The 17,709-nt window shown below is 59.3% G+C and carries 19 protein-coding genes; 13 read left to right on the top strand and 6 right to left on the bottom strand.

All coding sequences use genetic code 11. The annotated features are described in order from the left end of the window. Nucleotides 1–6: 6 nt before the first annotated feature. From BST95_RS06800 to fadA, 10 genes are all read left to right on the top strand, one after another. A complete protein-coding gene (locus BST95_RS06800; RefSeq protein WP_084198644.1) occupies nt 7–1,278 on the top strand; it encodes a ribonucleotide-diphosphate reductase subunit beta in 1,272 nt (423 codons plus the stop codon). A gap of 113 nt (nt 1,279–1,391) precedes the next feature. Next, on the top strand, nt 1,392–1,580 hold the full coding sequence (locus BST95_RS06795) for a hypothetical protein (protein ID WP_084198643.1): 189 nt from the start codon (nt 1,392–1,394) through the stop codon (nt 1,578–1,580). 101 nt (nt 1,581–1,681) lie between these two features. Then, entirely contained in the window at nt 1,682–1,876 is a 195-nt protein-coding gene (locus tag BST95_RS06790; protein WP_084198642.1) for a hypothetical protein, read from the top strand. Between the two features lie 61 nt (nt 1,877–1,937). Further along, a complete protein-coding gene (locus tag BST95_RS06785) occupies nt 1,938–2,600 on the top strand; it encodes a VOC family protein (RefSeq protein WP_084198641.1) in 663 nt (220 codons plus the stop codon). A 79-nt stretch (nt 2,601–2,679) separates the two neighbouring features. Further along, entirely contained in the window at nt 2,680–3,249 is a 570-nt protein-coding gene (locus BST95_RS06780) for a heme-binding beta-barrel domain-containing protein (protein ID WP_229801935.1), read from the top strand. 223 nt (nt 3,250–3,472) lie between these two features. Continuing rightward, the gene (locus BST95_RS06775; RefSeq protein WP_084198640.1) at nt 3,473–4,495 is read left to right on the top strand and encodes a Fe(3+) ABC transporter substrate-binding protein; all 1,023 of its coding nucleotides are present in this window, start codon (nt 3,473–3,475) and stop codon (nt 4,493–4,495) included. Next, nucleotides 4,486–6,138, top strand: a complete 1,653-nt coding sequence (locus tag BST95_RS06770) for an ABC transporter permease (RefSeq protein WP_084198639.1) — start codon at nt 4,486–4,488, stop codon at nt 6,136–6,138. The genes BST95_RS06775 and BST95_RS06770 overlap by 10 nt, the downstream gene beginning before the upstream one ends. Then, nucleotides 6,128–7,030, top strand: coding sequence for an ABC transporter ATP-binding protein (locus BST95_RS06765; RefSeq protein WP_084198638.1), 903 nt, complete (start codon nt 6,128–6,130; stop codon nt 7,028–7,030). The genes BST95_RS06770 and BST95_RS06765 overlap by 11 nt, the downstream gene beginning before the upstream one ends. 177 nt (nt 7,031–7,207) lie before the next feature. Next, nucleotides 7,208–9,355 (top strand): fatty acid oxidation complex subunit alpha FadB, encoded by a 2,148-nt coding sequence (gene fadB, locus BST95_RS06760; RefSeq protein ID WP_084198637.1) that lies wholly within the window; start codon nt 7,208–7,210, stop codon nt 9,353–9,355. Between the two features lie 30 nt (nt 9,356–9,385). Further along, nucleotides 9,386–10,567 (top strand): acetyl-CoA C-acyltransferase FadA, encoded by a 1,182-nt coding sequence (gene fadA / locus BST95_RS06755; protein ID WP_066055151.1) that lies wholly within the window; start codon nt 9,386–9,388, stop codon nt 10,565–10,567. A 47-nt stretch (nt 10,568–10,614) separates the two neighbouring features. Here the strand turns inward: fadA and BST95_RS06750 are convergent, their stop codons facing one another. Next, the gene (locus BST95_RS06750) at nt 10,615–10,932 is read right to left on the bottom strand and encodes a YqcC family protein (RefSeq protein WP_084198636.1); all 318 of its coding nucleotides are present in this window, start codon (nt 10,930–10,932) and stop codon (nt 10,615–10,617) included. Between the two features lie 207 nt (nt 10,933–11,139). Here BST95_RS06750 and BST95_RS06745 point away from each other — a divergent pair, with 207 nt between their 5' ends. After that, complete coding sequence (locus BST95_RS06745) at nt 11,140–11,730, top strand: HdeD family acid-resistance protein (RefSeq protein WP_084198635.1); 591 nt, start codon at nt 11,140–11,142, stop codon at nt 11,728–11,730. Here the strand turns inward: BST95_RS06745 and dinG are convergent. Genes dinG through BST95_RS06735 form a run of 3 tightly spaced genes read right to left on the bottom strand, consistent with a single transcriptional unit; the run spans nt 11,727 to nt 15,027 of the window. Continuing rightward, nucleotides 11,727–13,682 (bottom strand): ATP-dependent DNA helicase DinG, encoded by a 1,956-nt coding sequence (dinG, locus tag BST95_RS06740; RefSeq protein WP_477190175.1) that lies wholly within the window; start codon nt 13,680–13,682, stop codon nt 11,727–11,729. The two genes, BST95_RS06745 and dinG, sit on opposite strands and share 4 nt — an antisense overlap. Then, on the bottom strand, nt 13,679–13,852 hold the full coding sequence (locus tag BST95_RS21490) for a hypothetical protein (protein ID WP_477190174.1): 174 nt from the start codon (nt 13,850–13,852) through the stop codon (nt 13,679–13,681). The genes dinG and BST95_RS21490 overlap by 4 nt, the downstream gene beginning before the upstream one ends. Continuing rightward, nucleotides 13,846–15,027 (bottom strand): 1-acyl-sn-glycerol-3-phosphate acyltransferase, encoded by a 1,182-nt coding sequence (locus BST95_RS06735; protein ID WP_084198634.1) that lies wholly within the window; start codon nt 15,025–15,027, stop codon nt 13,846–13,848. The genes BST95_RS21490 and BST95_RS06735 overlap by 7 nt, the downstream gene beginning before the upstream one ends. 138 nt (nt 15,028–15,165) lie before the next feature. On the opposite strand from BST95_RS06735, the gene BST95_RS06730 reads away from it, so the two are divergent. Further along, nucleotides 15,166–15,393 (top strand): hypothetical protein, encoded by a 228-nt coding sequence (locus BST95_RS06730; protein ID WP_084198633.1) that lies wholly within the window; start codon nt 15,166–15,168, stop codon nt 15,391–15,393. Between the two features lie 274 nt (nt 15,394–15,667). Then, nucleotides 15,668–15,940 (top strand): hypothetical protein, encoded by a 273-nt coding sequence (locus tag BST95_RS06725; RefSeq protein WP_066055168.1) that lies wholly within the window; start codon nt 15,668–15,670, stop codon nt 15,938–15,940. A 54-nt stretch (nt 15,941–15,994) separates the two neighbouring features. Here BST95_RS06725 and BST95_RS06720 read toward each other — a convergent pair whose 3' ends face one another. Continuing rightward, complete coding sequence (locus BST95_RS06720) at nt 15,995–16,999, bottom strand: tyrosine-protein phosphatase (protein WP_084198632.1); 1,005 nt, start codon at nt 16,997–16,999, stop codon at nt 15,995–15,997. 36 nt (nt 17,000–17,035) lie between these two features. Beyond that, nucleotides 17,036–17,644 carry a TetR/AcrR family transcriptional regulator gene (locus BST95_RS20900; RefSeq protein ID WP_084198631.1) on the bottom strand — a complete coding sequence of 203 codons (609 nt, stop codon included), beginning with the start codon at nt 17,642–17,644 and terminating at the stop codon, nt 17,036–17,038. Nucleotides 17,645–17,709: the final 65 nt, after the last annotated feature.

Below are 17,709 nucleotides of genomic sequence, written 5' to 3'. Positions count from 1 at the left end.
CAATAGATGCTGAGTTGGGATGACTACCACAAAGACGAAACTGTACCACAGCCTGTCAAAGAGCAGACGGCGACGCAGCCGGCGGCCGAGACTGCGGCCCCCAAACCACTGGTAGCCGAAATGGAAATGCCACCCGGGGCGGTGGCAGCACCGAAGCGCGAGGAACCCAAGGCGGCGCCGGCCGATCCCGTGGCACGCGCAGCTGAGGCGGTGGCCAATATCGATGTGGCACCTGGTCTGGAAGAGCTGGAAATGGGCGCCTCCCGTGTTTCCGTGGACGAAAAAGCCATGATTAACTGCCGCGCTGATCTCAATCAGTTGGTGCCCTTCAAGTACGACTGGGCCTGGCAGAAATACCTGGATGGCTGCGCCAATCACTGGATGCCCCAGGAAATTAACATGACGGCGGATGTCGCCACCTGGAAGAGTGCCGATGGCCTCACCGAGGATGAGCGCCGCATCGTGATGCGCTCACTGGGCTACTTCTCAACCGCAGACTCGCTGGTGGCCAACAATCTGGTGCTGGCCATTTATCGCCTGATCACCAACCCCGAATGCCGCCAGTACCTGCTGCGCCAGGCCTTTGAGGAAGCCATTCACACTCACGCCTACCAGTACTGTATTGAGTCACTGGGTATGGACGAAGGTGAAATCTTCAATATGTATCGCGAGGTTCCGTCCGTTGCCGCCAAGGCCTCCTGGAGCCTGAGCCACACGCACAGCCTTAGCGATCCAACATTTACTACCGGCACCCTGGATACTGATCAGGAATTACTGCGCAACCTGATTGGCTTCTATGCGGTAACTGAAGGCATCTTCTTCTACTGTGGCTTTACCCAGATTCTGTCCATGGGCCGCCGCAATAAGATGACCGGCGTCGCCGAGCAGTTCCAGTACATCCTGCGCGACGAATCCATGCACCTGAACTTCGGCATTGATGTGATTAACCAGATCAAGCTGGAGAACCCACAGTTGTGGAGCGAGTCTTTCCAGGACGAAGTCGTACAGATGATTCTCGAGGGCACCGAAATCGAAATTCAATACGCCCGCGATACCATGCCGCGCGGCGTACTGGGCATGAACGCAGCGATTATGGAGGAGTACCTCCACTTCATCGCCAACCGGCGCCTGTCGCAGCTCGGCCTGCCCGAGCAGTTTGTCGGCGCCCAGAATCCGTTCCCCTGGATGAGCGAAATTATGGACTTGCGCAAGGAGAAGAATTTCTTCGAGACACGAGTGATCGAATATCAGACCGGCGGCGCGCTAAGCTGGGATTAATCCCGGCTGATATTGGCGAGTTACCGATGAACCAAGCCCAGCCGGCTGCCCCTGTTGTACCTGGGGCGGCTGGATGGCACCAACAGTGGTACGGCGAAAAGCGAGGACTTTCCATGTCAGATAACGACAGGCCAACGGAAACCGAGACCATACTGATGGCACTGGACCAGATCAGCCAGACCATCGACGTGATGACCAGCGTGGTGAACAGGTTGCGCAACTACGTCCATCAGCAGGAGGCTGCCGCAGAGCAGTCCCAGGAACTCGCGGCTGATATGCAAGGCGACCGTATTATCCACTGAGCGCGCTGTCGTCTGAAGCCATGTGCATGGCGCCCAGCGCCATTCGCCAATAGCGCTCGCTCCCTCAGACTGTCACTGTGAGCAAAAACAGGAGTGCAGTCATGAAACCCGAGAAGAAACACCACGCCGACGAGGCCGTGCTGATTGCCCTGGAGCAAATCGGCAAAACCCTGCAGCTGATGGAGAGTCTGTTCCAACACCTGGAACAGCACGTCCACTCGCGCCTGAGCGAAGAACAGGAAGCAGAACAAATCCGCCTGGATTTCGATATCCCTTCCGAGCGCACAGTGCACTAACCCTTGGCAGCGGCAGTCATCCGCGTATCATCCCTGCTGTTGATATTGCCTGGAGACTGCCGTGTTCGCCGCTTTTGACCGAGCCTACCTCGATATACCCTCACCTGACACCGCCCTTAACGAATACACATCACTGCTAGGCATTGCCCCACAGGGGAACTGCCTGTCACTGGCCAATCTCGACATTTGCCTGAGAGAGACTGCGGGCGAACCCGGCATTGCCGGGCTCAACCTGCTGGATGACGACCTGGCGGTAGGTACCGAGCAGGCGCTGGATACAGCCGCCCTGTCTATAGCCATGGCGGCGTCTCATCACCGTGACCCCGAGTATCGCCAGATCAACTCTGCCACCGGCATCTACGCCGTCGATCATCTGGTCCTGCAAACACGCGATGCCGATGCCTGTATCGCACTCTTTGGCGAGCAACTGGGTCTGCGCCTGGCGCTGGACCAGGAAGTCCCCGAATGGGGCGGCCGCATGCTGTTCTTCCGGCACGGCAAAATGACCCTGGAGGTCATACAGAACCTGAAAGAGCCCCCGGTGCACGATTTCTTCTGGGGCATTACCTACCTGTGTCACGACATTGATCAGACCATCGCCGCGCTAGACGAGCGCACAGTGGCACACTCACCAATACGCTCCGGTCGCAAACCGGGCACGCGGGTCGCCACGATCAAGAGTCACACGCTGGGCATCCCGACCCTGATTATCGGACCGGCCTGAAGTGCCGCCCAGACCCGGCAACTCGACACGACTGTACTAAGCTTGAAAACACGAAAGACGTCCAGATAAGGAGACACCATTGAGCACTATTATTGACGGCGTAGATTATGGCCCGCTACACCAACTGATCGGCACCTGGTGGGGTGACCGCGGTTTGGACGTGGCACCGGAACCCGATGGCGAAGACAAACACGCCTATTACGACCAGATCGTATTCACGCCTGCGGGCGCAGCAGAGAACGCCGAGGAACAAAACCTCGTGTGCGTGAAGTACCACCAGGTGGTGCGCAAGCGTAACAAGGGCACGATTTTCCACGACCAGATCGGCCACTGGATGTACGAACCCGGCAGCGGCATGATCATGCACTCCCTGACTATTCCCCGGGCGGTTTGCGTACTGGCGGGCGGCGAGCTGCAGCAGGCGGGAGAAGAGACCATTTTTGACGTGACAGCAACCCAGGGCAGCGAAACCTTCGGCGTTGTGCAATCACCGTTTATGCTCGAGAAGGCAAAGACTACGGCATTCAAGATGACCATGAAGGTCAGCGGCGACGAGCTGGTCTACGAGGAAATCACTTCCCTGGATATTTACGGCCGCCAGTTCGAACACACTGACGGCGCCACGTTACACCGTATCGTCTACGACTGACGCCCTCCCCCTGCCTGTCCGACGCGAGAGTCGGGCAGGGAGCACCCCTGCTTTTCGATATCGAGAATCATTCCTGTTTACTAGCCCACAAGTCATCCAGTAAACTCGCATGCAATCGCCCCACCGAGCCCTGGCTCAGCGCCGCTGTGCTATCGCCGGCGCCCGAGGGCGACAACCATAAACTGGCGGCCACCCTATTCGCCGCGACCACTGGATGGAAACTATGAATGTGTACAGCAACACCCGCCGCCTGCTGGCCGGGGCCCTACTCTTTGCCGTCAGCGCCACCACGCTTGCCGATGTCAACGTCTACTCGGCGCGCAAGGAAGCGCTGATCAAGCCGCTGCTGGACCAGTTCAGCGAATCCAGCGGCATTAAGGTCAATCTCGTTACCGGCAAGGGTGACGCGCTACTGACCCGCCTCAAGAACGAGGGGCGCAATACACCGGCGGATGTGCTGATCACTACCGATGCGGGCAGGCTTTACCGCGCCGAGGAGGCTGGTGTTCTGCAAGCCATCAGCTCCGAAAATCTCGATGCCGCTATTCCCGAGCACCTGCGCAGTGATGATGGTTACTGGTATGGCCTGTCGGTGCGCGCCCGCGCCATCGTCTACGCCAAAGATCGCGTCCAGCCCTCCGAGCTGAGCACCTACGAAGCACTGGCCACCCCCGAATGGAAGGGCCGTGTGTGTATCCGCTCCTCCGGCAACATTTACAACCAGTCACTGGTCGCAGGCATGCTCGCCACCCAGGGCGCAGACAAAACTGCCGCCTGGCTGGAAAACTTCGTCCCCAACTTTGCCCGCCCACCCCAGGGCGGTGATCGCGATCAGATCGCAGCCGTCGCCGCCGGTCAGTGTGATGTCGCTGTCGTGAACAGCTATTACTTCGGCGGTATGATTAACGGCTCTGATACCGCCCAGCGCGAGGCAGCCGCCAAGGTGGCGATTTTCTGGCCCAACCAGAACGACCGCGGCACACACATCAATGTCAGTGGTGCCGGTGTGACCGCCGCCAGCGACAACGTGGCACAGGCGATAGCCCTGATTGAGTTTTTGACGACAGAAGACAGCCAGTCCTGGTATGCACAAACCAACAATGAATTCCCCGCTCGCGAAGGTGTGCAAGCCAGTGAACTGCTGGAATCCTGGGGTGAGTTCAAAGCCGACCAGGTGGATGTGACCGAACTCGGTGAGCGCAATGCCACAGCAGTCATGGCCATGGATCGCGCTGGTTGGAAATAAGTCCGCCCAAATCACACCTCACCGGCGCCGTTGTCGGCTGGCGCCTGGTGCTGGTGAGCCTGGCACTGGTGCTGTCGCTGCCGGTGCTGGTCATTGTTGCCAGCCTCGCGCAACCCTATAGCGATGTCTGGCAACATCTGCGCGACACCGTACTCAGCGACTATGTCAGCAATTCCTTTCTACTCATGGCCGGCGTGGGACTGGGCACCTTCGTACTCGGGGTGTCTGGCGCCTGGTTAACGGCCATGTGCGAATTCCCCGGTCGACGCTTCTTCAATTGGGCACTGCTGCTACCCATGGCCATGCCGGCCTACATCATCGCCTACACCTATACCGGCATGCTGGATTTCGCCGGCCCGGTCCAGACAGCACTGCGCGACGTTTTTGGCTGGCGCTATGGCGACTACTGGTTCCCCGAAATTCGCTCTTTGGGCGGCGCCATCTGCATGCTGTCGCTGGTACTTTACCCTTACGTTTACCTGATGACCCGGGTCGCCTTCCGCGAACAGTCCACAGCCGTTCTGGAAGCGAGCCGCAGCCTCGGCAGGGGCCCCTGGGGAACCCTGTTCACCGTTGCCCTGCCGTTGGCCAGGCCGGCAATTGCGGCGGGCATAAGCCTGGCCCTGATGGAAACCCTGGCTGATTTCGGCACGGTGGATTATTTCGGTGTCAGCGCGTTCACCACCGGCATTTTTCGCACCTGGTACGGGCTGGGCGAACTCACTACCGCGGCCCAGTTGGCGTCCTTTCTGTTGCTGTTTGTGTTCGCGCTGTTTGCCCTCGAGCGCTTGTCGCGTTCACGACTGCGCTACCACCAGCGGACAGCACAACGTGCCCCCAGGCGTATTGTGCTCACCGGTTGGCGCGGCGTGGGCTGCACGGTTTTTGCCGCATCAGTAGTGGTGCTGGGATTTGCCCTGCCGGCAGGGCGTCTGCTGGGCTGGGTCGTCAACACCTGGCGCGACACTCTGGACAGCAAGTTCCTAAGCCTCGCGTTGAGCAGTGTGGCCGTGGCAGTTGCTGCCAGTTTGTTATGCCTGATCACGGCGTTGGTGCTGGGGTACGGCAAGCGCCGCTTTCCCGGCCCGGTGGAAACTGTCGCCGTGCGCACCGCCGCCATTGGCTACGCCGTTCCAGGCACGGTAATCGCCGTTGGTGTGATGATCCCGCTGGCCTGGTTCGATAATCGCCTCGACACGTTTATGCGCGCCACCTTCGATATCTCAACCGGGCTACTGTTCAGCGGCACACTGGCGGCTCTAATGTTTGCCTACGTGGTGCGCTTCCTCTCCGTGTCGCTGCAGAGCGTGGAATCCGGCCTCAGCCGGATCAGCCCCAGCCTGGATGAATCAGCCCGTTCCCTGGGCCACAATGGCGCCGGCGTACTGCGCCGGGTGCATTTGCCGGTGTTGCGTGGCAGCATGCTGGCCGCGCTATTGTTGGTATTTGTAGACGTCATGAAAGAGCTGCCAGCCACCTTGATTCTGCGCCCCTTTAACTTCAACACCCTGGCGGTGCGCACCTACGAACTGGCCTCCGACGAGCGCCTTGCCGATGCGGCCACCCCCGCACTGGCGATTGTCCTGCTAGGCTTACTACCCGTTATCCTGCTCAATCGAGGAATGCAACGCGATGGCGACTGAACAACTCCAGATTGACGCCGTCGATGTGCACTACGGCCAGTTTCAGGCCGTGAAAGGGGCCTCTCTCACGCTGGCCCGAGGTGAGCTTGGCTGTTTGCTGGGGGCATCAGGCTGCGGCAAAACCTCACTGCTTCGAGCCATCGCTGGATTTGAGCCTGTCAGTGCCGGCTCGGTTGTGCTCCACCAGCGCCAAATCAGTTCCGCGCAGGCCACGACCCTGCCGGAGCACCGCCAGGTCGGCATGGTCTTCCAGGATTTTGCACTGTTCCCCCACCTGAGCGTGCGCCGCAACGTCGGCTTCGGCCTGACCGGGCTGGACCGCAAGGCGCAAGCGGCGCGGGTTCAGGAACTGCTCGAACTGGTAGAGATGGGTGACTTTGCCCGCGCCTATCCCCATGAACTCTCCGGGGGCCAACAGCAACGTGTCGCCCTGGCCCGCGCGCTCGCCCCTGCTCCGGAGCTGTTACTACTCGACGAACCATTCTCCAGCCTGGATACCGAGCTGCGCGAACAATTGGCCGGCCAAGTACGGCGCCTGTTGAAACAGACCGGCACCACAGCACTCATGGTGACCCACGATCGGCGCGAGGCCTTTGCCATGGCCGATAGAATTGCGGTGATGGAGCAGGGCCACATCGTTCAATACGACACGCCACTAAATCTGTTCCGCGCGCCCGCGACGCCATTTGTCGCGAACGCCATTACCCGCGGCGCCCTGCTGCCGCTGGAAATCGTGAACCGCACCGATGGCCGCGATCATATTCTCTATGAACTGGCACTGAGTGCAGATCAACGCGTTCCCTGCCGCACCGGTCCGGACATCGATCTGGCGGTGGGCGAGCTGCTCAGCGTTCATATCGACCTCGATAACGCCGTGGCCTTCAGCCCCTGAGCCGGGGCTTTACCCGGGCAATGTAATCGCTGTAAACTTCATCTCCCGAACCGGTGGCCCCTGTGCCAGTCGCCCCACTTATGTCGGGCATCGACTACACTTATGGCCCCTTCACACGGCAGCGGCTACACTCCCTGCCCCGAATAACATCCCACCAACCTGAGACAGGACACTGACATGATCTACCAGAGTGACCAGCTCACGATTAAACGCCTCGAGGGCGACATCGCCGAGCTGAACTTCGACCTGCAGGGCGAATCCGTCAACAAATTCGACCAGGCCACCGTGGCCAGCCTGACCGCCGGCCTCGATGCCCTGGAAGCGGAAAGCGGCATCAAAGGCCTGCTCGTGACTTCCGGCAAGCCGGTCTTCATCGTCGGCGCCGACATTACTGAATTCGTTCAGCTGTTCGGCTCCAGCAAAGAAGAGATCAAACCGTTTACCGGGATTAACAACGCCAACTTCAACCGCCTCGCTGCCCTGCCCTACCCCTCAGCTGTGGCCATTAATGGCTTCGCCATGGGCGGTGGTCTGGAAATCTGCCTGGCCTGTGACTTCCGCATCATGAGCACTGCGGCCAAGGTCGGCCTGCCGGAAACCAAGCTGGGCATTCTGCCAGGCTGGGGCGGTACCGTGCGCCTGCCGCGCATCATCGGTGTCGACGAGGCTGTTATGTGGATGGCCACCGGTGCCGACAAGCGCCCCGACGCCGCGCTCAAAGCAGGGGCCGTAGACGCAGTCGCTGCACCTGAACAGCTGCGTGAGGTGGCGCTGACTACCCTGAATAACGCCATCGAAGGCGGCCTGGACTACAAGGGCCGCCGCGCCCAGAAGCACGGCCCACTGCCCCTGAATGACATCGAAGCCATGATGAGTTTCTTCACCATCAAGTCCATGGTGGGCCAGCAGGCGGGCAAGAACTACCCCGCGCCGCTGAAAGTGGTCGACGTCATCGAACAGGCCCGCAGCATGAGCCTGGAAGACGCGCTGGACGTAGAGGCGGAAGGCTTTGCCGAACTGGCGACCACCCCGGTCGCCGCTGCGCTGGTCGGTGTATTCCTGAATGACCAGCTGCTGGGCAAAGTAGCCAAGGGTTGGGAGAAGCAAGCCGACAAAAAGATCGAGAACGCCGCCGTACTGGGCGCGGGCATCATGGGTGGCGGCATCGCCTACCAGAGTGCCCTGAAAGGTACCCCGATCAAGATGAAGGACATCAATCAGGACGGCCTCGACCTGGGCCTGTCTGAAGCTAACAAACTGCTGGCCAAGCGCGTGGCCAAAGGCCGCATGACCGCGGACACGATGGGCGACATCCTCAACAGCATCGACCCCACCCTGACTTACGCAGGCTTTGATGGCGTAGACATCGTGGTTGAAGCGGTTGTCGAGAACGAAAAAGTCAAAGGCATTGTGCTGGCCGAAACCGAGAAGGAAATCGACAAAGACGCCGTGCTCGCGTCCAACACGTCGACCATTTCCATTACTCGCCTGGCAGAAAACCTGGAGCGTCCGGAAAACTTCTGTGGCATGCACTTCTTCAACCCCGTTCACGCCATGCCCCTGGTAGAGGTGATTCGCGGTGAGAAGACCTCCGACAACGCGATCGCCCGCACCGTGGCTTACGCCAACAAGATGGGTAAAAAAGCGGTTGTGGTGAACGACTGCCCAGGATTCCTGGTCAATCGCGTGCTGTTCCCCTACTTCGGCGGCTTCAATGCGCTGCTGCGTGACGGCGCCGACTTCCAGGCCATCGACAAGGTCATGGAACGCTGGGGCTGGCCCATGGGCCCGGCCTACCTGATGGATGTCGTTGGCATCGACACTGGTGTTCATGCAGCCAATGTAATGGCAGAAGGTTTCCCCGACCGCATGCAGCCCGACTTCAAGAGCGCCACCGAGGTACTGTTCGAGAACGACCGCTACGGCCAGAAGAATGGCAAGGGCATGTACGAATACGTCACCGATAAACGCGGCAAGCCGAAGAAAGTGGTCAACGAAGAAGTCTACGACCTGATCGCGCCGGTGTGCGGCGAGCGCGCTGAATTCGACAAGGACGACATCATCATGCGCATGATGCTGCCCATGGCCATCGAAATGGCCCGCTGTGTGGAAGAAGGCATTGTCGGCACGCCCTCTGAGGCCGATCTGGCACTGCTCTACGGCGTAGGTTTCCCGCCCTTCCGCGGCGGCATCTTCCGCTGGATGGACACTGTTGGCATGCAGGCAATTGCCGATGCTTCCGCGAAGTTCGCTCACCTGGGCAAAGCCTACGAGCTGACCGACAACATGAAAGACATGCTGGCTAACGGCAAGACCTACTACTGAGTTAGGCGCGAGAATTAAAGGAGAAATACTGTGAGTTTGAATCCGAAAGACGCAGTGATTGTAGATTACGCCCGCTCAGCCATGGGGCGTTCCAAGAACGGTTGCTTCCGCAACGTACGTGCAGACGATCTGTCGGCCGCGGTCATTAACGGCATGCTGGCCCGCCACGAGGGACTGGACCCCGCCGAGATCGACGACCTGATCTGGGGCAGCGTAATCCAGCGCGGCGAACAGGGCATGAACCTGGCGCGTTTTGTGGCCCTGAATGCAGGTCTGCCACACACCGTTCCCGGCCAGACCGTCAATCGTCTGTGTGGCTCTTCCATGAGCGCACTGCATACCGCAGCGGCCAATGTCATGGCCGGTATCGGCGATGTCTACCTGGTCGGTGGTGTCGAGCATCTGGGCCACCTGCCCATGATGGACCCCGCCAACGTCGATCCCAATCCGCGCATGGGCCGCTCTGTGGCCAAGGCGGCGGGCATGATGGGTATGACCGCTGAGATGCTGGCGATCATGCACGGCATCAGCCGCGAAGATCAGGACAAGCTGGGCCTGCGTTCGCACCAGCTGGCCCATAAGGCCACCGTAGAAGGCAAGTTTGATCGCGAAATCATCGCCATCGATGGCCACGATGAAAACGGCGCTCTGGTCTCGGTCACCGCTGACGAAACCATTCGCCCGGAGACCACCCTGGAAGGTCTGGCGCAGCTCAAGCCCAGCTTCAACCCACAGGGCGGTACCGTCACTCCCGGCCAGTCTTCGCAGATCTCCGATGGCGCTTCCGCCATGCTGGTCATGTCTGCGGAGAAAGCCCAGGCGCTGGGCCTGAAGCCGATCGCCAAGATCCGCGCTATGACCCTCGCCGGTGTCGACCCCTCCATCATGGGTTACGGCCCTGTGCCCTCTACCCAGAAAGCGCTCAAGCAACTGGGCCTGACCATCGACGATATCGATATGGTTGAGCTCAACGAAGCCTTTGCCGCCCAGGCTCTGCCTGTACTGAAAGACCTCGACCTGCTCGACAAGATGGACGAGAAAGTGAACGTTCACGGCGGCGCCATTGCCCTGGGCCACCCCTTCGGTTGCTCCGGTACCCGCATCACTGGCTCGCTGCTGAATGTGATGGAAGACCGGGACCTGACCCTGGGTATCTCCACCATGTGTATCGGCCTCGGCCAGGGTATTACCACCGTGGTTGAACGCGTCTAACGCTGTTTCAGTGACAACGAAAAAGGCCCGCATTTGCGGGCCTTTTTTTATGCGTCACAAATAAGTTGATCAACCCGCTGTAGCGCAGCGATCAGCTCGTCGATTGACAGCTCCGTACCGCGAAAGAATTCCTCTGCCATGGGGGCAATACTGCATTTATCAGGTAGCGGCGACTGTGCTTCGAGCATGCCGTAAATCGTTGGAATAAAAATAAACTGCAGCCACTGCGGCAATGTCAGCGTATCGACACAGAACGGTTCCGTAGAAGCCAGTGCCTCTGAAGACGGGGGAATCTTGTCCCACAACCCAAGCTGCCTGAGATTGGCTTCGATATCGATCAGAACTTCAGCAATGTCAGTGTGCATGTGGTCTCTCATTGTCATCAGGGCAGCATTCTACACACATGCCCCTCGGTTCGTCCCGGGCCGCACACACGGTCATGCGATATTGGCGCTCCCTGTCACCCTTGTGGCGCCCACAGCCATGCTTGCAAGCCGAAGCTCCCCCTAGACTGGACGCACTCGTTGAGCCCCTATCGACGAGAGTTCTTTTTTACCCTGGGAAGTGAGCACATGCACTCTGCAGCAACCGGAAAATCCGCCTTTGACGCTATTGGCCGCCAGTGGGCCTGGACCATGGGCATGGGTGTGACACTGATGATTCTAGGCATGCTAGGCCTGGGCATGAGTGTCACCGCGACCATGTCCGGAATAATGCTGCTGGGAGCACTGCTGTGCATGGCAGGCGCAGCCCAATTTACAGAGCTGTTCCAATCCGAGGGCTGGAAAATACGGGTCTGGAACGTGGTAGTGGCGTTTCTCTACGTCTATATCGGCGTTATCACGATGCTTAACCCGGCGCTGTCCTCTGCCGGCCTGATACTGTTGATCGCGGCTGCCTTAATCGTCATCGGCGGGCTGCGTATTGCCGCCGCGGTGCAATTGAGAGGTGCGCGCAGCTGGGGCTGGGGCGTATTCGGCGGTGGCTTGACGATTATGTCGGGGACAGTGATTGCTACCCAGTGGCCTGTTCAGGGCCTGAATGTCATCGGTACCCTGATTGCACTGGAAATGATGATCGCTGGCTGGACCGGTGTCATCATCGCCCTGAGTGCACGCCAGGCAACTGCGCCGGCTGATGCATTGAGCACTGAGGCCGACTAGCCCAGTTCGCGACGAAAAGGCGGCAGGGAATCCAGAATTGCCTGACCGTAGCGGCGGGTTCTAACCCGCCGGTCCAGCAGGGTGACCCGGCCGGTATCGGTTTCGGTGCGCAGTAACCGCCCGGCCGCCTGCACCAAACGCAGAGCTGCATCCGGCACACTGATTTCCATAAAGGGGTTTTTACCCTGGGCTTCCATCCACTCCGCCAGGGCCGCCTCCAACGGGCTGTCCGGTACCGCAAAGGGTATCTTAGCAATCACCACATGTCGGCAGTAGTCGCCGGGCAGGTCGACCCCCTCCGCAAAGCTCGCTAAGCCAAAAATGACACTGCCAAACCCGCCGTCAATCTCTTCCCGGTGACGCCTGAGAATCTCCTGCTTGGAGTAGTCACCCTGCATCAGGATTCGATCGCCGAGCAGGCCTGTCACCCCGGCGTGCACGTCGAGCATCTGGCGCCGGGATGAGAACAACACCAGCGACCCTTCGTTCAGGTCCAACAGCTGTGGCAGCATGTCGATAATGGCCTCGGTGTGAGCCTGGGCATCACCCGGGTCGCAATCCATGGCCGGCACGCTGAACACCGCGTTGCCGTAATCAAAGGGGCTCATGACCTGCTTGTAGCGCCCCTCGCGCGGCGCACCGGAGTGGAGAATAAAACGTTCAAAGGAGTTGAGTGCGGTAATTGTTGCCGAGGTAATGACGACACCCGAGGCGCGCGACCAGAGGTTGTCGCTCAATATGTCTGAGGCCAACACCGGACTGCAGCGCAGATCAAAGGCGTACTGGCCACCACTGGTCACCATGGTAACCCAGCGGGCGACCGGCGGCTGACTGGGCTGGCTGCCCTCGGCGAAGGCGCGCCACAGTGCCAACACACCCTCGGCCCGGCCCAGCATGCCACCAAGATTAATATGCCAGGTTTCCAACTCCGACTGATCCATACCTGAAAAATCGTCCTCGAGGGCGTCTTCGAGCACCTTCTCTATACGCCCCAGCACTCCTACAAAGCGGTCGAAACGCTCCGCCAGTGACACTGACAGTTGACGCAATTCCTCGGGCACCACCCCGTGATCAAAGCGCACCTGCGGATCCTCGCGGCTGGCCTCGGGATCGACATCCTCGAACAACTGGGCCACCTGTTGCTCCGCGCCCTGCAGTCCCAGCACCATCTCGTCCACATCCGCCGGCAATGCGTTCAGCAGGCGCTCGAGATTATCCAGCGGGGCCAGTACCGGCGCCGCCTGGGCGAAGGCCTTCTTGCAGTCCTGCAGCCAGCTCATCGTGGTATGCAGCCGGCAGAAGCTCGCAAAATGCGAAAGTGCCTTATCCGGCAGGTGATGCCCTTCGTCAAAGACATAAATACAATCGTCAGGGTCGGGCAAAATCGCGCCGCCACCCAGGGCCAGATCCGACAGAGCGAGGTCGTGGTTAGTAACGATTATGTCGGCATTCTGCAGCTGCTCCCGGGCCTTGAAGAAACTGCACTGGGAAATATTCGGACAGCGTCGCCCGGTGCACTGGGCGTGGTCCGTCGTTACTCCCCACCAGACTTCCTCAGCAATGGTATCCGGCCAATTGTCCCGGTCGCCATCCCACTGGCCGCGTCCGAGTGCGTCGATCATGGCGCTATAGACTGGCATAGCATCGGCGCTGGCTGGTGACGCCATTTCATCCGGGTACAGCGCCAACATGCCGGTTTCGCCCTGCCCTTCTATCAATTGGCGGTCAAGCTTGGATAGGCAGACATAGCGGCGGCGCCCCTTGGCCAGGGCAAAGCTGAAGGCGAGACCGCTGTGATGGCGAATATCCGGCAAGTCCTTATTGATGAACTGTTCCTGCAGGGCGATGGTGGCGGTGGCGACGACCAACCGCTTGCCCCGGGCTTGTGCCATGGGAATCGCAGAGACTGCATAAGCAATGGTTTTGCCGGTACCGGTACCGGCTTCGATCACGCAGACCGCCGGCTCAGTAGAAGGCGCTTCGCCGGGGCAGGAATCCTGCCCAGGGCATTGGCGATTTCGGCGATCATCTGGCGCTGGCCCCAGCGCGGGGTGAGCTGTTTACTGTCCATCAGCGCCGTGTAAGCGACGCGGATATCGTCCTTGAGCTGGTCGGTCAGCAAGGGTATTGAATGGGCTCAGCCTGTTGCTGCTCCACCAGGTCCAGTTTGTTCATGACCACATTGGCGTAGATCGCCAGGGCAAAGGGACGGTGCGCCTCGGGCATGGCATTAATCCGGGCCTCAAACTCCGCGCGGGTACAGTCGCCGTCTTCGGAATAAAAGTCCTCGGGAATTGCCGGGGCGAATTCGCCGTACAACATTTCGTAGGCATAGCGATTGGTGGGATGCAAACAGTACAGGTCGAAGACCTGGCGATCGATTTCCTGGGCAACATGATCGGCGTCTTCAAACTGTGAACCCAGAGGGGTGCCGAAGGACACGTGCACCCGGCCTTTCTGGCCGGCAATGCCCTGGCCGATGGAGGCGACATCTTCCTGCTCGCCTTTTTCATAACTGCCATGCTCGGACAACTGGTGGAGTTCATTGGCCTTGAGCGCATCGCAAGGGTCCAGCTCATAGGATATCGCCACAGGCACGATACCCAGACCGGCAATGTGCTCACCGAAGCTCTGGTTGGCCTTGTCGCGGCTCATGCTCAGCATTTTAATCACCGCCGGTTCGGTGCGGTCGTGGCCGTCTTTGGCCCGCCCCTCACGCTGCGCCAGCCACACAGGGTTACCGTCGGCCCGGATGGAGTGGCGGATGTAGTTGGCCAGATTGCGCGACGCAGCCAGCAGTTCGCGCGGGCCACCGAGGTTGCGCTTGACGATAAAGCTTTTGTTCAAGCGCATCAGGTCGGATACCCAGGGCTTGGTCAGTAAATTGTCACCAATGGCGATGCGCACCGTCTGGTGCCCGCCCTGGTGCAGCGCGTAGTTGGTAAACGCCGGGTCCATGGCAATATCGCGGTGATTACTGATGAACAGGTAGGCGCGCGAGGGATCCAGGTTCTCCAGGCCGGACACCGTGAAACCGCCGGTGGTTTCAGCAATCATCTGCTCCACGTGAGTCTTGATCACCATCTGCATGTCGTGGATGTCCGCCACGCCCTTGAGCTGCTTTTTCAGCGCCATGCGCACCAGTGGACGGCGCAGTATTGCGGGCAGACTCGCCGCAAATCCACCGGCGCGCTCGCCAAGCAGATCGAGCAATTCGGGCTCTTTCAGCAGCCCTGCAAGTACGTCGGCAACTTCGTCGTCCTGGTAGGGGCGAATCTCTGCAAAGGGATCAGACAAAACCGGCTCCTCAGCCTGAAAAATAGCCGTAGACAATAACTAAAATTACCGCATGAGTCATGCTCGGGACTGACTTAAATACACCTTTCTGCTAACCTGCCGCGCGTATAGCAATAACTAACCCTTTGTGGAGGAAATATGGACGCGGCAACCGCCTCACTGACCACCCTCGGCGTAGCATCCCTGCTGGTGAGCTACATTCTGATGATGATTGCTTCCTGGAAGGAAGATTACGCCTGGGGCCTGTGCACCCTGTTCCTGCCACCGCTCTCCTACCTCTACGGGCTGGCCCGTCTCGACAAGGCTGGCGACGCCTGGCTGGTCGCTGTACTGGGCATGGTCCTGATCTGGTTCGGCCTCGGCTAGGCCCACCCTGTTACTTTCGGGAAGCATTAACGATACGTAATGTTTCCCGAAAAAACGCATCATAAGTAATATTTATGTCAATAAAATCAAAGATATAACCCAAAATTGCCTGAACAGCAGCCAATCCGCGTTACCTCAATACCCAAAAAATTACCTTTTAGTAACACTCCAATTCGACCCCCTGGGCGTATAATCCGAACACTTGCGACGGGTTCGTATTGTGCATAGCACCACCCATTCCAGGTTCCATAGTGAAATATTGAGGTTATCAACGATGAAATTCATCAAAGTCGCGGCATTTGCCGCCCTGGCAGCTGCTTCTGCCAGCAGCTTCGCTGCAAAACCCACCAGCATTGTTTTCGACGCCAACAACGAGACTGCTGACGGCACTACGTTCGCCAGTTACTACGTGAAGTGCTCCAACGGCAAGAAGAAAGAACTGACTGCCTGGGACGGCCGCAAGAAGTGGTGTGTCGGCGATGCAGCCAGCGAAACTTGCGAGAAAAAGCAGATCAAGGCCGCCAAGAAAGCCTGTAAAGCTGCCTGATCAGCGTTCTGCTTTCCTGAAACGGGCCCTTCTGGGCCCGTTTTCATTTCTACCTCAGAGTAAATAGCGCCGCCGCAGTTCGGCGATCTCAGAGCTCCCCACGCCCAGCGCACTCAGCAGATAATGCTCCACTGAGTCATATTGCTCATCAATGCTGGCCAGCGCCATGGCCAGATAGTCCTCGTGCACCTCCAGCATGGGCCGCACCGCAGCCGCCTCCATGTGCTCCATGTCATACTTGGCTTGCAGACGGGCGATCTCACGATCCGGCAGGAAGAACCGTGAGGTCAGCATATAGTCGCGCATCACCACCTCTCTGGGGACATCGAGTGCCAGCAACATCATCGCCGCGGCGAACCCAGTCCGGTCCTTCCCTGCGGCGCAGTGCACCAGGAATCTTGCCTCATCGATAGCGAGAATCTCCCGGAACATGCGGGCATAGGTTTCCTGCTGCCCCTCGACAAAATCGCGGTTGATCTCGCGCATGAACTCGAACATCGCATCCCGGCCAAATGCCAGCTGACCATCGCCGCGCTGCTGCGCCTCTTCGATAAACCGCGAGTTACTGCCGGGTACAATCGGCAGACTGGCGATTTTCGGAGCCCGCTCTGGAGGCAGCCGGCTGGGATCACTGGCTTGCTCTTCTTCACGCCGGAAGTCACACACCAGATCAAGCTCAAGGGTGGCCAGCAGATCAATATCACGGTCAGTCAGGGCAGATAGCTGTCCCGAGCGGTACAGGTAGCCCCACTTCACCTGGCGCCCGTCGCCGGTGCGATAACCGCCGAAATCCCGGAAGTTGGGCGTACCTTCCATACCTAGCTTGCGCTCAGTCGCCAAAACTTCGTTGCCATGCTCATCGCGCAGGCGGAAAAAATGGCGGCGACCATGGGGCAGGCCAGAAACACGGGCCCGCTGCTGCGAGTGGACATCTATGTCGTGGGGCACTTCGGCCAGCGGCTCAATCATCACCGCGGCATCCGTGGATTCGGTGTCCCACTCCAGGTGGTAGTCGCCGTCGGCATCGCGCCAGACATGCACTGCATCGGGTATCAACATATTGCTACAACTCTTAATAAGGGGAATGTGCCTGCGCTAGTGATCGCGATAGGCAAATACAGCTTTCAGCAAGGTGCGCACCAGGGTTAACTGATTGTCCAGCGCCGCTTCACTGAACGGGTCCTGACCCAGCAAATCCCGGTACATCGGCGCCATAGTGACATAGGACATCACCAGATTGTTAAACCCCATCACCGCCCAGGGCTGCAGGCCCAGATGGTGCAACTGGCCAAACTGGTCGCCGACGTCTGGGCGAGCGTCCATGGGCTGAAACATCGGGCGGAACAATCGCTCGATGATTTCATTGGTGTGAGGGCCTCCGGAGAGTGCCGCATGCTGGAGCAGGCGGGCCAGATTGGGGTTGGCGTGGTGCTGGCGAACAATCATCTCCAACCACTGCATGACCCGCTCCTGGTCCGGCACCTCCTGGGACTCCAGTGCGGCCAGGGGTTGGCTGAATTCCGTAATCAGCCGCTCCAGCACCGCCTGATACAGCGCTTCTTTGTTGCGGAAATGGTTATACAGACTGGGCGACCGGATACCTACGCGGTCCGCCACGTCGCCCAGCGATGTGGCCCGATAGCCCTTTTCGGCAAACAGGTCTTCGGCCGCGTCCAGAATACGCTCTGCGGTCGTGGGGGGCACTTGTGGGGGGCTGCTTCAATTGACATGGCGGCGATGTATACTCGGCTTGTCCGGCGCTCAGATAA

The organism is Halioglobus japonicus, assembly GCF_001983995.1.
Classification (GTDB): Bacteria; Pseudomonadota; Gammaproteobacteria; order Pseudomonadales; family Halieaceae; genus Halioglobus; species Halioglobus japonicus.
The sequence above is the reverse complement of the archived record's forward strand: the minus strand, read 5'-3'. Positions and strand labels throughout refer to the sequence as shown.

Coding starts and splice junctions, on each gene's coding strand:
- BST95_RS06790 (WP_084198642.1), top strand. CDS start 1,682: ATGAAACCCGAGAAGAAACACCACGCCGACGAGGCCGTGCTGATTGCC.
- BST95_RS06775 (WP_084198640.1), top strand. CDS start 3,473: ATGAATGTGTACAGCAACACCCGCCGCCTGCTGGCCGGGGCCCTACTC.
- BST95_RS06765 (WP_084198638.1), top strand. CDS start 6,128: ATGGCGACTGAACAACTCCAGATTGACGCCGTCGATGTGCACTACGGC.
- fadB (WP_084198637.1), top strand. CDS start 7,208: ATGATCTACCAGAGTGACCAGCTCACGATTAAACGCCTCGAGGGCGAC.
- BST95_RS06720 (WP_084198632.1), bottom strand. CDS start 16,999: ATGTTGATACCCGATGCAGTGCATGTCTGGCGCGATGCCGACGGCGAC.
- BST95_RS06750 (WP_084198636.1), bottom strand. CDS start 10,932: ATGCACACTGACATTGCTGAAGTTCTGATCGATATCGAAGCCAATCTC.
- BST95_RS06795 (WP_084198643.1), top strand. CDS start 1,392: ATGTCAGATAACGACAGGCCAACGGAAACCGAGACCATACTGATGGCA.
- BST95_RS06725 (WP_066055168.1), top strand. CDS start 15,668: ATGAAATTCATCAAAGTCGCGGCATTTGCCGCCCTGGCAGCTGCTTCT.
- BST95_RS06745 (WP_084198635.1), top strand. CDS start 11,140: ATGCACTCTGCAGCAACCGGAAAATCCGCCTTTGACGCTATTGGCCGC.
- BST95_RS06800 (WP_084198644.1), top strand. CDS start 7: ATGCTGAGTTGGGATGACTACCACAAAGACGAAACTGTACCACAGCCT.
- BST95_RS06730 (WP_084198633.1), top strand. CDS start 15,166: ATGGACGCGGCAACCGCCTCACTGACCACCCTCGGCGTAGCATCCCTG.